We start from the raw sequence: 13,694 nt of genomic DNA, 5'->3' as shown, positions 1-13,694 counted from the left end.
TGCGGTCCGCGCGACGACGGCACCCCTGGAGGAATCAATGACGACCACCACCGCCCCCGCGCCGCTCGAAGCCCCCCGGGGCCTCGCCGGTGTCGTCGTCACCGACACCGCACTCGGCGATGTCCGGGGCCGCGAGGGCTTCTACCACTACCGGCAGTACTCGGCGATCGAACTCGCACGGACCCGGAGCTTCGAGGACGTCTGGTACCTGATGACCGAGGGCGAACTGCCCGGACCGCAGGCCCGCGCCGGCTTCGCCGCCCGCACCGCCGCGCTGCGCCGGCTGCCCGCCGGGGTGCGCGGTGCCCTGCCGGCCATAGCGCGGGCGAGCGCCGAATCCGGCCCCCTCTCCGGGCTGCGCACGGCCCTCTCCCTGCTCGGCGCCGAGTCCGGCTTCCGGCCCGTGTACGACATCGGCGCGGACCGCCAGCGCGACGACGCGCTCACCGCCTGCGCCGCCGTCCCCACGGTGCTGACCGCCCTGTACCGCCTGGGTCGGGGCCTCGACCCCGTCGAGCCGCGCGACGACCTGCCGTACGCGGCCAACTACCTCTACATGCTCACCGGTGAGGTCCCGGACGCCGCTCGGGTACGGGCCGTCGAGCAGTACCTGATCTCCACCGTCGACCACGGCTTCAACGCCTCGACGTTCACCGCACGGGTCGTCGCCTCCACCGGAGCCGACGTCGCGGCCTGCCTGGTCGCGGCCGTCGGCGCGCTCTCCGGGCCGCTGCACGGCGGAGCGCCCAGCCGCGCCCTCGACACCCTGGACGCGATCGGCACCCTCGACCGCATCGACGGATGGATCCGCGAACGGGTGCTCGCCGGCGACCGGATCATGGGATTCGGGCACCCCGTCTACCGCACCGAGGACCCCCGCTCCCGCATGCTGCGCTCCCTCGCCCAGGGCTTCGGCGGCCCCCTGGTCGACTTCGCCGTCGAGGTGGAACGGCAGGTCGAGGCGATCCTCGCCGAGCTGAAGCCCGGCCGCGAACTGCACACCAACGTCGAGTTCTACGCCGGCGTCGTCATGGAACTGTGCGGGCTGCCGCGCGAGATGTTCACCCCGACCTTCTGCGCGGCGCGGGTCGTCGGCTGGAGCGCCAATATCCTGGAGCAGGCGGAGGACACCAAGATCATCCGCCCGGCGGCCCGTTACGTCGGCCCGCCCCCGCCGCAGCCGGTCCCGGCCGTCTGACCCTCAGGAAAGGCCCCGTCGAACGTGTCGTCCCCCTCCCGCAGCCGGCAGATCCCCGTCATCGTCCTCGCGGGATTCCTGGGATCGGGCAAGACGACCTTGCTCAACCACCTCCTGCGCCACCGCGCGGGCAACCGCATCGGCGTCGTCGTCAACGATTTCGGCACCATCGAGATCGACGCCATGACGGTGTCCGGACAGGTCGGTTCGACGGTCTCGCTCGGCGGCGGCTGCCTGTGCTGCGCGGTCGACGCGAGCGAACTGGACACCTATCTGGAGACCCTGACCCGCCCCGCCGCCCGCCTCGATGTGATCGTCATCGAGGCGAGCGGGCTGGCGGAACCCCAGGAACTCGTCCGGATGATCCTGGCCAGCGACAACCCGCACATCCTGTACGGCGGACTGGTCGAGGTCGTGGACGCCGCCGAGTTCTCGGCCACCCGGGAGCGGCACCCCGAGATCGACCGCCATCTCGCCGTCGCCGACCTCGTCGTGCTGAACAAGACGGACCGCGCCGACGAGGCGGAACAGGCCCGGGTGCGCGAGGCCGTCGCGGCGAGCGGCAGCACCGCGGCCGTCGTCCCCGCCGTCCACGGACGGATCGACCCGGAACTGCTCTTCGACCCGGCGCTGCGCCCCGACGGCGAGGAGAGGGCCCGGCAGCTCACGTTCGAGGACCTGTACCTGGAACAGCGGGCCGAGGAGACCGGCGAGGCGCACGGGGACCATCTGCACACGGCGTACGAAAGCGTCGACTTCACCGCCGACGTCCCCATGGACCCGCGTGCGCTGATGGCGTTCCTGGACTCCCGGCCCGAGGGCCTCTACCGCATCAAGGGACATGTCGACTTCGGCGACGGCGACCGGGACAACGCCTACGGGGTGCACGCCGTGGGACGGTTCCTGCGCTTCGTCCCGCGCCCCTGGGCCCGCGACGAACCCCGGCTCACCCGTCTCGTCCTGATCGGCTCCGGCATCGACGCGTCCGCCCTGCGCAAGGAACTGGAGAGCTGCCGGGCGGTGGGGGAGACCGGCCCGGAAACGACGCGGGACGCCGCACACGAGCGAGCCATGTGGGGCGTCCTGCGCTACGTGCAGCAGCCCGGCGGCGACGACGCGTAACGCGCCACCGCCGCCGGGCCGGGGGCTACACGGGGCCGGCGACCACCGCGACCGGGGCCGCCAGCGGCGTCCCCGAACCGTCGCGGCGCGGGTCCGGCTCGGGCAGCTCGGACGGCGCGCCGTTCTTCTGCGCGGCGCGCGCCGGCGCGGCACCGGCCCAGGCGAACACCAGCACGTCCTCGCCCTTCAGGAACCGCTGGCAGCGCACCCCACCGGTCGCCCGGCCCTTGCGCGGGTACTGGTCGAACGGGGTGAGCTTGCAGGTCAGCACCGAATCGTCCAGCGTGCCGTGCGATCCGGCGACCGTGAACACCATCGCGTCCGCCGCCGGGTCCACCGCGGAGAAGGACAGCACCTCGGCACCGGCCGCCAGCTTGACGCCCGCCATACCGCCGGCCGGACGGCCCTGCGGACGGACCTGCGCCGCCGGATACCGCAGCAGCTGCGCGTCCGAGGTGACGAAGACCAGGTCCTCCTCGCCCGTCCGCAGCTCGGCCGCGCCGACGACGCGGTCGCCGTCCTTGAGGGCGATGACCTCCAGCTCGTCCTTGTTGGCCGGGTAATCGGGTACGACACGCTTCACGACGCCCTGGAGCGTGCCGATCGCCAGTCCCGGGGACGACTCGTCGAGCGTGGTGAGGCAGACGACCTCCTCGTCCGACTCCAGCGTCAGGAACTCCGAGACCATCGCCCCGCCGGAGAGGACGGGCGCCGCGTGCGTGCCGGGCAGCTGCGGCAGGTCGATGACCGCGAGGCGCAGCAGCCGCCCGGTGGTCGTCACCACCCCGACGTCGCCGCGCGCCGTGGCCGGGACGGCCGACACGATCACATCGTGCTTGGCCCGCTTGGCGTCCTCGGCGAACACGATCGGGTCGTCGTTGGCCGTGCGAGCCAGCAGACCCGTCGAGGACAGCAGCACCCGGCAGGGGTCGTCCGCGACCTCCAGCGGCACCGAGGCGACCGGAGCGCCGGCCGACTCCAGCAGCACCGTGCGCCGGTCGGTGCCGAACTTCTTCGCGACCGCCGCCAGTTCCGAGGAGACCAGCTTGCGCAGCTCGGAGTCCGACTCCAGGATCGCGGTCAGCTCCTCGATCTCCGTGTTGAGCCGGTCCCGCTCGCTCTCCAGCTCGATCCGGTCGAAACGGGTCAGCCGGCGCAGCGGGGTGTCCAGGATGTACTGGGTCTGGATCTCGCTCAGCGAGAAGCGCTCGACGAGCCGCTCCTTCGCCTGGGCCGAGTTGTCACTGGAACGGATGAGGCGGATGACCTCGTCGATGTCGAGCAGCGCGACGAGCAGGCCCTCGACCAGGTGCAGCCGGTCGCGGCGCTTGCCCCGGCGGAACTCGCTGCGCCGGCGCACCACGTCGAAGCGGTGGTCGAGATAGACCTCCAGAAGCTCCTTGAGGCCGAGCGTGAGCGGCTGTCCGTCGACCAGCGCCACGTTGTTGATGCCGAAGGACTCCTCCATCGGCGTCAGCTTGTAGAGCTGTTCGAGGACGGCCTCGGGCACGAAGCCGTTCTTGATCTCGATGACCAGACGCAGACCGTGCGCGCGGTCGGTGAGGTCCTTGACGTCGGCGATGCCCTGGAGCTTCTTCGCCGCGACCAGGTCCTTGATCTTGCCGATCACCTTCTCCGGGCCGACGGTGAAGGGCAGTTCGGTGACGACCAGGCCCTTGCGGCGGGGGGTGACGTTCTCCACGGAGGCGGTGGCGCGGATCTTGAACGTGCCGCGGCCCGAGGCGTACGCGTCCTTGATGCCGCCCAGGCCCACGATCCGGCCGCCGGTCGGCAGGTCGGGTCCGGGGACGAACCGCATCAGGGTCTCCAGGTCGGCGCCCGGATGCCTGATCAGGTGCCGGGCGGCCGCGACGACCTCGCCCAGGTTGTGCGGCGGCATATTGGTCGCCATGCCGACCGCGATCCCGGTCGTGCCGTTGACCAGCAGGTTCGGATACGCGGCCGGGAGGACGACCGGCTCCTTCTCCTGCCCGTCGTAGTTCGACTGGAAGGCGACGGTCTCCTCGTCGATCGACTCCGTCATCAACGAGGTCGCGTCGGCCATCCGGCATTCCGTGTACCGCATGGCGGCGGGCGGGTCGTCGTTGCCCAGCGAGCCGAAGTTGCCGTGGCCGTCGACCAGCGGGAGCCGCATGGAGAAGGGCTGCGCCATACGTACCAGCGCGTCGTAGATCGACGCGTCGCCGTGCGGGTGCAGCTTGCCCATGACCTCGCCGACCACCCGGGCGCACTTCACGAACCCGCGCTCGGGGCGCAGGCCCATCTCGTTCATCTGGTAGACGATGCGGCGGTGGACCGGCTTCAGACCGTCGCGGGCGTCCGGCAGGGCCCGGGAGTAGATCACCGAGTACGCGTACTCCAGGAAGGAGCCCTGCATTTCGTCGACGACGTCGATGTCGAGGATCTTCTCCTCGAAGTCGTCCGGCGGCGGGGTCTTCGTGCTGCGGCGGGCCATCGCTGCTGCGACTCCTTCACGGATTCTGATCGGGCAACCTCAGGTTCCCTCGGGTTTCCTCAGGTTCTGACGCGCACCATTGTGGACCGCCCCACTGACAACGTGGACCTCGACCCGTCCCAAAGCACGTTCTCCGTCCGCCCCGAGGCGGTGGTGACCCTCTTTCCCGCGAACTTTCGCGGTACGGGAACTTCGCCAGGTGTCGGTGCGCTTGCTTACAGTGGCAGGTCTCGCAGTAAAACCAGTATCGCGATCGAAGGGACGTACATGCCCATGGGTCACACGGCCACAGCCCAGGCCGGCTCCGGCGGCTTGACAGCGACCGAGCACCGTCTGGCCAACGGCCTGCGCGTGGTGCTCTCCGAGGACCATCTGACCCCGGTCGCCGCGGTGTGCCTCTGGTACGACGTCGGCTCGCGCCACGAGGTCGAGGGACGCACCGGACTGGCTCACCTCTTCGAGCACCTGATGTTCCAGGGCTCCGGACAGGTGAAGGGGAACGGACACTTCGAACTCGTGCAGGGCGCCGGCGGCTCCCTCAACGGGACCACGAGCTTCGAGCGCACCAACTACTTCGAGACGATGCCGGCGCACCAGCTGGAGCTGGCCCTGTGGCTCGAGGCCGACCGGATGGGCTCGCTGCTCGCCGCGCTCGACGAGGAGTCCATGGAGAACCAGCGCGACGTCGTCAAGAACGAGCGCCGCCAGCGCTACGACAACGTTCCGTACGGCACCGCGTTCGAGCGGCTGACCGCCCTCGCCTACCCGGAGGGCCACCCGTACCACCACACCCCGATCGGCTCGATGGCCGACCTGGACGCCGCGACGCTGGAGGACGCCCGGACGTTCTTCCGTACGTACTACGCGCCGAACAACGCGGTGCTCTCGGTCGTCGGCGACATCGACCCCGAGCAGACCCTCGCCTGGATCGAGAAGTACTTCGGATCGATCCCCTCGCACGACGGCAAGCGGCCGCCGCGCGACGGCGCGCTGCCCGGGACCATCGGCGGCGAGCTGCGCGAGGAGGTCCGCGAGGAGGTCCCGGCGAGGGCCCTGATGGCCGCCTACCGGCTGCCCCACGACGGCACCCGCGAGTGCGACGCCGCGGACCTCGCGCTGACCGTGCTCGGCGGCGGCGAGTCGTCCCGGCTGCACAACCGCCTGGTCCGCCGCGACCGGACGGCCGTCGCCGCCGGATTCGGACTGCTGCGCCTGGCGGGCGCCCCCTCGCTCGGCTGGCTGGACGTCAAGACGTCCGGCGGTGTCGAGGTGGCGCAGATCGAGACCGCGGTCGACGAGGAGCTGGCGCGGTTCGCCGAGGAGGGCCCCACCCCCGAGGAAATGGAACGCGCGCAGGCCCAGTTGGAGCGCGAGTGGCTGGACCGTCTCGGTACCGTCGCGGGCCGCGCGGACGAACTGTGCCGGTACGCGGTGCTGTTCGGCGACCCCCAGCTCGCCCTGACCGCCGTGCACCGCGTCCTCGACGTCACGGCCGACGAGGTCAAGGCGGCCGCCAGGGCCCAGCTGCGGCCCGACAACCGGGCGGTCCTGGTCTACGAGCCGGTCGAGCCGGCCGACGAGGCGGACGCCGACACCGACACCGACGCGCACGAGGGGGCGGACCAGTGACCGACGCTGCCGCGACTGGAGTTTCGATGCAGTACCACCCGCAGCCCGCCCCGGGCGCGGCCAAGCCCTGGGCCTTCCCCGCCCCCGAGCGCGGCGCGCTGCCCAACGGGCTCACGGTGCTGCGCTGCCACCGCCCCGGCCAGCAGGTCGTCGCCGTCGAGATCTTCCTCGACGCCCCGCTGGACGCCGAGCCCGCGGGCCTCGACGGCGTCGCCACGATCATGGCGCGGGCCCTGTCGGAGGGCACCGACAAGCGCAGCGCCGAGGAGTTCGCGGCCGAGCTGGAGCGGTGCGGCGCCACCCTGGACGCTCACGCGGACCACCCCGGCCTCCGGGTCTCCCTGGAGGTCCCGGCCTCCCGGCTGCCCAAGGCGCTGGGGCTGGTCGCCGAGGCGCTGCGCGCCCCCGCCTTCGCCGACAGCGAGGTCGAGCGCCTGGTGGGCAACCGCCTGGACGAGATCCCGCACGAGCAGGCGAACCCCGCCCGGCGGGCCGCCAAGCAGCTCTCCAAGGAGCTCTTCCCGGCCACCGCCCGGATGTCCCGGCCGCGCCAGGGCACCGAGGAGACCGTGTCCCGGATCGACGCCGCGGCCGTGCGCGCCTTCTACGACGCCCATGTCCGCCCGTCCACCGCCACCGCCGTGGTCGTCGGTGATCTCACGGACATCGACCTGGACGCGCTGCTCGCCGACACCCTCGGCGACTGGTCGGGCAACACCGTCGAGCCCCGCCCGGCCCCGCCGATCACCGCCGACGACACCGGCCGCGTGGTGATCGTGGACCGTCCGGGCGCGGTGCAGACGCAGCTGCTGATCGGCCGGATCGGCGCCGACCGCCACGACAGCGTCTGGCCCGCGCAGGTGCTCGGCACCTACTGCCTGGGCGGCACCCTGACCTCCCGGCTCGACCGGGTGCTGCGCGAGGAGAAGGGCTACACGTACGGCGTGCGGGCCTTCGCCCAGGTGCTGCGCTCCTCGGCCCCCGACTCGGCCTCCGGGGCGACGGGTGCCTCGACGCTCGCCATCAGCGGTTCGGTGGACACGGAATCCACCGGCCCGGCGCTGGACGACCTGTGGAAGGTGCTGCGCACACTGGCCGCCGAGGGGCTGACGGACGCCGAGCGCGAGACGGCCGTGCAGAACCTCGTGGGGGTCGCCCCGCTGAAGTTCGAGACGGCGGCCTCCGTCGCCGGGACCCTCGCCGACCAGGTCGAGCAGCATCTGCCCGACGACTACCAGGCGACGCTGTACGCCCGGCTCGCCGAGACCGGCACGGTGGAGGCGACCGCCGCCGTCGTGAACGCGTTCCCGGTGGACCGTCTCGTCACGGTGCTGGTGGGGGACGCCTCGCAGATCGCCGAGCCCGTCCGGGCCCTGGGCATCGGAGAGGTGTCGGTCGTCACGGGCTGAGGGCCGGCCGGCCCGGTCGCGTCGCCGACGGACACGTCCGGAGGGAACGGGACCGGGGGAACGGGACCGAGGGATGGACCGCACGGAGAACACTCCGCGCGGTCCATCCCTTTTGTACCTTCTGGGAGGAAAGCTGACTGTTCGCCCTGTGGGATGTGCGACAAATCCGGCTGTCCGTTTGGTCCGCCTCCGTGCCGCCGCTTAGCGTCGGCTCCGCTGTCCGCACCCGTATGCCGCATCCGTGACGTACCGGGCAGCCATCGCCGAGTCCCCCTCAGGCGCGAGCCGGGGGAGCCGGGGACCCACGCAGTCCCTGGGGTGAATCGGACGCCCACGCCCCGGACCGGGGCCACGGCATCCGTAGGAGACCTTCCTGCTCCGAACCCGTCAGCTAACCCGGTAGGCGAGAAGGAAGGAAAGGACCAGCCACTCCATGGCGTTCACCCGTGCCACCGGGAAGCATCGTGCCCCGGGCCGTCTGACCCGCGCCGGTGCGAAGGCCGTCGGCATCGCGACCCTGGCCACCACCGGAGTCGTCGGCGCACTGGCCTCCCCGTCCGTCGCCGCCGACGCCGAGACCCCGTCCGTCGCCGACACCGGCCTCACCCAGGTCATCGCCATCGAGCAGGACCTCGCCGACCGCGTCGGCGCCCAGGCCGAGGCGCAGCAGCACCAGGCCGACGCCGCCGCGAAGAAGAAGGCGAAGGCCGAGGCGGCCGCCAGGAAGAAGGCCGAGGCGAAGAAGAAGGCCGAGCTCCGGGCGGAGGCGAAGAAGAAGGCCCGCGCCGCCGCCGAGGCCCGCGCCGCCGACGCCGAGGAGGCCCGCGAGAGCGCCGCCCGCGCCGCCCGTTCCGCCGAGCGCGCCCGCCTCGGCGCGTACCGGCTCCCCGTCGCAGGGACGTACGTCTCCACCGGCTACAAGTCGAGCGGTTCCCTCTGGTCCTCCGGCAGCCACTCCGGCATCGACTTCCACGCCGCCTCCGGCAGCTCCGTCGTCGCCGTCGGCGCCGGCACGGTCGTCGAGGCCGGCTGGGGCGGCGCGTACGGCAACAACATCGTGCTGCGGATGACGGACGGCACGTACACCCAGTACGGCCACCTGTCCTCGATCGGCGTGTCCGTCGGCCAGGGCGTCGCCGCCGGGCAGCAGATCGGACTCTCCGGCTCCACCGGCAACTCGACCGGTCCCCACCTCCACTTCGAGGCGCGCACCACCCCCTCGTACGGCTCCGACATGGATCCGATCGCCTACCTCCGCGCCCACGGCGTCTCCCTCTGAGACCCGCGACACCCCGAAGGCCCCGGCACGCACCGCCGGGGCCTTCGGCATGTCCGGGCGGTCCGGGCGCGCGGACGGGACACCCGCGCCCGACTCGGCCCGGGGCCAAAAGATATTCATGAATGAACGCCCGGCATCGGAAATGCGACCGCATTGCAATAGAGTCGCGGGACAGGTGTCGATCGGCCGCGATCCGCGGGGACGAGGGCGGGGGTTCGGACATGCGTATTCCAGCGCATTCGGTATGCACGGCCATTCGTGAAGACATTGTGTCGGGTGTCTTCGAACGCGGCAGCCGGCTCACCGAGGAGGTGCTGGCGCGACGGTACGGGGTCTCCCGCGTGCCGGTGCGCGAGGCGCTGCGCACCCTGGAGTCCGAGGGGTTCGTGGTCACCCGCAGACACGCGGGAGCCTGTGTCGCCGAACCCACCGAGCAGGAGGCCGTCGACCTCCTGGAGATGCGGACGCTGCTGGAGCCGCTGGGGGCGGCCCGTGCCGCGCGGCGCCGCACCGAGGCGCATCTGAAGGTGCTCCGGGGCCTGGTCAGACTCGGTCAGGAGCGGGCCAGGCGCGGCGAGGGCGAGGACCTGCGGTCCCTGGGCGCTTGGTTCCACGAGACGCTCGCCCAGGCCTCCGGCAGTCCGGGCCTCATCGCTCTGCTCACCCAGCTCCGTCACAAGATCGCCTGGATGTACACGGCCGACCCGCCGTCCCGGCCGGGCGACGTCTGGGCCGAGTACGGGGCCATCGTGGACGCCGTGGCGCGCGGCGACGCCGAACGGGCCAGGGCCCTCACCGCCCAGCACGCCGAGCGGGCCGGGGCCGCTCACCGGCTGCGCCGTACCGCCTCCGCGGGCAAGGTGAGGAATGCGCAACATCCCGTACACACCCCGAGTGGCCGTTCGTAATGAAGGCGCCGTATACAAAGAGGAGCGGAATTCGAGGGGGGCTTTTCTGCTGCCCTGAATTCGGTTTTCTTTTCAGGGGTGCCGTTATCCGTGCCGAAGGTCGTCGCCGATTCGTCCGGCGGTGATCCGGCGCCCCGGAAAGCGAAAACCGCGCCGCCCCGGTCGGGGGGTGGCGCGGTTTCGGCGCGGAGTGCTCCGGCGGGTGCGGCCGGTCCGGTTCAGACGGTCTCGGGGAGCTCGTCCAGGCCCTCGGCGACCAGCTTGGAGAGGCGGTCCAGGGCGGCGTCGGCGTTCTCCGCGTCGGACGCCAGGACGATCTCCTCGCCGCCCTGCGCGCCGAGGCCGAGCACGGCGAGCATCGAGGCGGCGTTGACCGGGTTGCCGTCGGCCTTGGCGATCGTCACGGGGATGCCGGAGGCCGTGGCGGCACGGACGAAGATGGAAGCGGGGCGGGCGTGCAGGCCCTCGGCCCAACCGACGTTGACGCGGCGCTCAGCCATGGTTCTGCCCTTCACGAATCAATAGTTGTCTAGACCAGTCTCTCATGCAGTGCGCGGTGCTCCGGCCGGGCCGCGCCGCGCACCCTGGCAGGTGCGCCACCGCCGCCCGGCCACCCCAGACTGCCCCGGCCCCGTGCCCCACGCGACCGGTGGCGGCGCCGTAGGCTTTGCGCATGCAGCCCTCTCCGGAGCAGAGTCCGCATCACGCCTACCCCGATCACTGGGAGGCGGACGTGGTGCTCCGTGACGGTGGCACCGCCCGGATCAGGCCCATCACCACGGACGACGCCGAGCGGCTGGTCAGCTTCTACGAGCAGGTCTCCGACGAGTCGAAGTACTACCGGTTCTTCGCGCCCTACCCCCGGCTCTCCGCCAAGGACGTCCACCGCTTCACCCATCACGACTACGTCGACCGGGTGGGCCTCGCGGTCACGGTGGGCGGCGAGTTCATCGCCACCGTCCGCTACGACCGGATCGATGCGACCGGACGCCCCGCCTCCGCGCCCGCCGACGAGGCCGAGGTGGCCTTCCTCGTCCAGGACGCGCACCAGGGCCGTGGAGTCGCCTCCACCCTCCTCGAACACATCGCGGCCGTCGCCCGCGAACGCGGCATCCGGCGCTTCGCCGCCGAGGTGCTGCCCGCCAACACCAAGATGATCAAGGTGTTCCGTGACGCCGGCTACACCCAGCAGCGCAGCTTCGAGGACGGATCCGTCCACCTCACCCTGGACCTCGAACCCACCGCCGAGTCCCTGGCCGTGCAGCGCGCCCGTGAACAGCGTGCCGAGGCCCGCTCCGTGCAGCGACTGCTCGCCCCCGGCTCCGTCGCCGTCATCGGCGCCGGACGCACCCCGGGCGGCGTCGGACGCACCGTCCTGCGCAACCTCCTGGCCGCCGGTTTCACCGGCCGCGTCCACGCCGTGAACCACGCCATCACCCCCGGCCAGGACACCCTCGACGGCGTACCCGCCCACCGCTCACTCGGCGAGATCGGCGAACCGGTCGACCTCGCGGTGGTCGCCGTCCCCGCCGACCGCGTCCCCGAAGCCGTCGCCGACTGCGGCGAGCACGGCGTCCAGGGCCTCGTCGTCCTCTCCGCCGGATACGCCGAGTGGGGCGCCGAGGGCCGCGAGCGCCAGCGCGAACTGGTGCGGCAGGCCCGTTCGTACGGCATGCGGATCATCGGCCCCAACGCCTTCGGCATCATCAACAACTCCGAGGCCGTCCGGCTCAACGCCTCCCTCGCACCGGAGCGGCCCGCATCCGGCCGCATCGGCCTGTTCACCCAGTCCGGCGCGATCGGCATCGCCCTGCTGTCCGGTCTCTACCGGCGCGGCGCGGGGCTCTCCACCTTCATCTCGGCCGGCAACCGGGCCGACATCTCGGGCAACGACTTCCTGCAGTACTGGTACGAGGACCCGGACACCGACGTCGCCCTGCTGTACCTGGAATCGCTCGGCAACCCCCGCAAGTTCACCCGCCTCGCCCGGCGGACCGCCGCGGTGAAGCCCGTCGTCGTGGTCAAGGGCGCCCGGCACAGCGGCTCCACCCCGCCCGGCCACGCGGTCCCGGTCAGCCGGATCCCGGACGCCACGGTCTCCGCGCTGATGCGGCAGGCTGGCGTCATCCGCGTCGACACGGTCACGGAGATGGTCGACGCCGGGCTGCTCCTGGCCGACCAGCCGCTCCCCGCGGGCGGGCGCGTCGCCATCCTCGGCAACTCGGAGTCGCTCGGGCTCCTCACGTACGACGCCTGCCTGGCGGAGGGGCTGCGTCCCCGGCCGCCCGTCGACCTCACCACGGCGGCGACGCCGCAGGACTTCCGCGACGCGCTGTCGGCGGCCCTGGCCGACGGCGGCTGCGACGCGGTCGTGGTGACGGCGATCCCGTGGGTGGGCGAGGACGGGGAGGCGGAGTCCGGCGACGGGGAGGTGCTGGCGACCGCCCTGCACGCGGCGGCCGCCGCGGGTCCCGCGAAGCCGGTCGCCGTGGTGCACGTGGAGATCGGCGGTCTGGCGGAGGCCCTGGCCGCCGCGACCAGCACGGTCGCCCAGCAGCGCCCCCAGCCCGCCGCCCCGCGCCCGGCACCGGGCACGGCACCCGCGACCGGCACGGGAGCGACGGCCGGTGCCGGAACGCCGAACAGCGCGGGAACGCCGAACGGTCCCGCCACGACACCGGCCACCTCCGCCCCGCCGACCACCCCTGCCGCCGCGTCCACCGCCCCCGACCCCGGACCGACCGCCGACACGCCCCGGGCCGCCGGCCGGATCCCCGCGTACCCCGCCGCCGAGCGGGCGGTGCGGGCGCTCGCGGAGGCCGTGCGGTACGCGCAGTGGCGGCGGCAGGCGGCCCTGCCGGGCAAGGTGCCCGAATTCCTCGACGACACCATCGACGAACCGGCCGCCGCCGCACTCATCGACACCCTGCTGGGCCCGGACCCCGACCCCCGGGGCAAGCCGCTGGACCACGACGAGGCCCGCGCGCTCCTGGCCTGCTACGGCATCACCGTCCGGCCGACGCTGCCCGCGCCCGGCCCCGAGGAGGCGGTCGCCGCGGCGGCCCGGCTCGGCTACCCGGTCGCGCTGAAGACCACCGCCCCCCATCTGCGCCACCGCGCCGACCTCGGCGGGGTCCGCCTCGACCTCGCGGGCGAGACCGCGCTGCGCAGGGCGTACGGCGAGCTGACCGATCTGCTCGGCACCCCCGCCGAACTGCGTCCCGTCGTCCAGTCCATGGCCCCGCGCGGTGTGGACACGGTCGTCCGCGCCACCATCGACCCGGCCGCCGGCGCCGTCCTCTCGTTCGGTCTGGCGGGAGCCCCGTCCGAACTCCTCGGCGACACCGCGCACCGGCTGGTCCCCGCCACCGACCGCGACGCCGCCGAGCTGATCCGGTCCATCCGGGCCGCCCCCGTCCTCTTCGGCTGGCGCGGTGCGGCCCCGGTGGACACCGCCGCGCTGGAGGAACTGCTGCTGCGGGTCTCCCGGCTGGTCGACGAGCACCCCGAGGTCGTCTCCGTCGCGCTGGAGCCGGTCGTCGTCGCCCCGCACGGCCTCACCGTCCTCGGCGCGAGCGTCCGGCTCTCCCCTCCGCCGCCCCGCACCGATCTGGGCCCGCGCCGGCTCTCCAACTACTGACACGTGGCCCCCGGGGCCCGGCCCGCCGGGGCC

The 13,694-nt window shown here is 72.7% G+C and carries 9 protein-coding genes and 1 riboswitch; of the genes, 7 read left to right on the top strand and 2 right to left on the bottom strand.

All coding sequences use genetic code 11. The annotated features are described in order from the left end of the window. Positions 1-37 precede the first annotated feature (37 nt). Together ACFVDM_RS28640 and ACFVDM_RS28635 are read left to right on the top strand one after the other, a co-directional pair. Complete coding sequence (locus tag ACFVDM_RS28640) at positions 38-1,198, top strand: citrate synthase/methylcitrate synthase (protein WP_383646406.1); 1,161 nt, start codon at positions 38-40, stop codon at positions 1,196-1,198. A 24-nt stretch (positions 1,199-1,222) separates the two neighbouring features. Next, on the top strand, positions 1,223-2,320 hold the full coding sequence (locus ACFVDM_RS28635) for a CobW family GTP-binding protein (RefSeq protein ID WP_383646403.1): 1,098 nt from the start codon (positions 1,223-1,225) through the stop codon (positions 2,318-2,320). 25 nt (positions 2,321-2,345) lie between these two features. Here the strand turns inward: ACFVDM_RS28635 and ACFVDM_RS28630 are convergent, their stop codons facing one another. Further along, a complete protein-coding gene (locus ACFVDM_RS28630; RefSeq protein ID WP_383646400.1) occupies positions 2,346-4,796 on the bottom strand; it encodes a DNA topoisomerase (ATP-hydrolyzing) subunit A in 2,451 nt (816 codons plus the stop codon). A gap of 267 nt (positions 4,797-5,063) precedes the next feature. On the opposite strand from ACFVDM_RS28630, the gene ACFVDM_RS28625 reads away from it, so the two are divergent. From ACFVDM_RS28625 to ACFVDM_RS28610, 4 genes are all read left to right on the top strand, one after another. Next, on the top strand, positions 5,064-6,425 hold the full coding sequence (locus tag ACFVDM_RS28625) for a M16 family metallopeptidase (RefSeq protein WP_383646397.1): 1,362 nt from the start codon (positions 5,064-5,066) through the stop codon (positions 6,423-6,425). Between the two features lie 26 nt (positions 6,426-6,451). Then, positions 6,452-7,834: a M16 family metallopeptidase gene (locus ACFVDM_RS28620; protein WP_383646394.1), complete on the top strand. Its 1,383-nt coding sequence runs from the start codon at positions 6,452-6,454 to the stop codon at positions 7,832-7,834. A 251-nt stretch (positions 7,835-8,085) separates the two neighbouring features. Next, positions 8,086-8,254: riboswitch (cyclic di-AMP (ydaO/yuaA leader) on the top strand. Positions 8,255-8,267: 13 nt separating this feature from the next. Continuing rightward, positions 8,268-9,113, top strand: coding sequence for a M23 family metallopeptidase (locus tag ACFVDM_RS28615; protein ID WP_383646391.1), 846 nt, complete (start codon positions 8,268-8,270; stop codon positions 9,111-9,113). Between the two features lie 221 nt (positions 9,114-9,334). After that, on the top strand, positions 9,335-10,021 hold the full coding sequence (locus ACFVDM_RS28610) for a GntR family transcriptional regulator (protein WP_383646388.1): 687 nt from the start codon (positions 9,335-9,337) through the stop codon (positions 10,019-10,021). 218 nt (positions 10,022-10,239) lie between these two features. On the opposite strand, the gene ACFVDM_RS28605 is transcribed toward ACFVDM_RS28610, so the two are convergent. Then, positions 10,240-10,521 carry an HPr family phosphocarrier protein gene (locus tag ACFVDM_RS28605; protein ID WP_383646385.1) on the bottom strand — a complete coding sequence of 94 codons (282 nt, stop codon included), beginning with the start codon at positions 10,519-10,521 and terminating at the stop codon, positions 10,240-10,242. A 173-nt stretch (positions 10,522-10,694) separates the two neighbouring features. Here ACFVDM_RS28605 and ACFVDM_RS28600 point away from each other — a divergent pair, with 173 nt between their 5' ends. Next, complete coding sequence (locus ACFVDM_RS28600) at positions 10,695-13,661, top strand: GNAT family N-acetyltransferase (protein WP_383646382.1); 2,967 nt, start codon at positions 10,695-10,697, stop codon at positions 13,659-13,661. The last annotated feature ends 33 nt before the right edge of the window (positions 13,662-13,694 follow it).

Source organism: Streptomyces sp. NPDC057682, from assembly GCF_042799575.1.
In the GTDB taxonomy this organism is placed as follows: domain Bacteria; phylum Actinomycetota; class Actinomycetes; order Streptomycetales; family Streptomycetaceae; genus Streptomyces.
Note: the sequence above shows the minus strand (reverse complement) of the source record. Positions and strands in the feature narration are given on the sequence as shown.

Coding starts and splice junctions, on each gene's coding strand:
- ACFVDM_RS28640 (WP_383646406.1), top strand. CDS start 38: ATGACGACCACCACCGCCCCCGCGCCGCTCGAAGCCCCCCGGGGCCTC.
- ACFVDM_RS28630 (WP_383646400.1), bottom strand. CDS start 4,796: ATGGCCCGCCGCAGCACGAAGACCCCGCCGCCGGACGACTTCGAGGAG.
- ACFVDM_RS28625 (WP_383646397.1), top strand. CDS start 5,064: ATGCCCATGGGTCACACGGCCACAGCCCAGGCCGGCTCCGGCGGCTTG.
- ACFVDM_RS28620 (WP_383646394.1), top strand. CDS start 6,452: ATGCAGTACCACCCGCAGCCCGCCCCGGGCGCGGCCAAGCCCTGGGCC.
- ACFVDM_RS28615 (WP_383646391.1), top strand. CDS start 8,268: ATGGCGTTCACCCGTGCCACCGGGAAGCATCGTGCCCCGGGCCGTCTG.
- ACFVDM_RS28610 (WP_383646388.1), top strand. CDS start 9,335: ATGCGTATTCCAGCGCATTCGGTATGCACGGCCATTCGTGAAGACATT.
- ACFVDM_RS28605 (WP_383646385.1), bottom strand. CDS start 10,521: ATGGCTGAGCGCCGCGTCAACGTCGGTTGGGCCGAGGGCCTGCACGCC.
- ACFVDM_RS28600 (WP_383646382.1), top strand. CDS start 10,695: ATGCAGCCCTCTCCGGAGCAGAGTCCGCATCACGCCTACCCCGATCAC.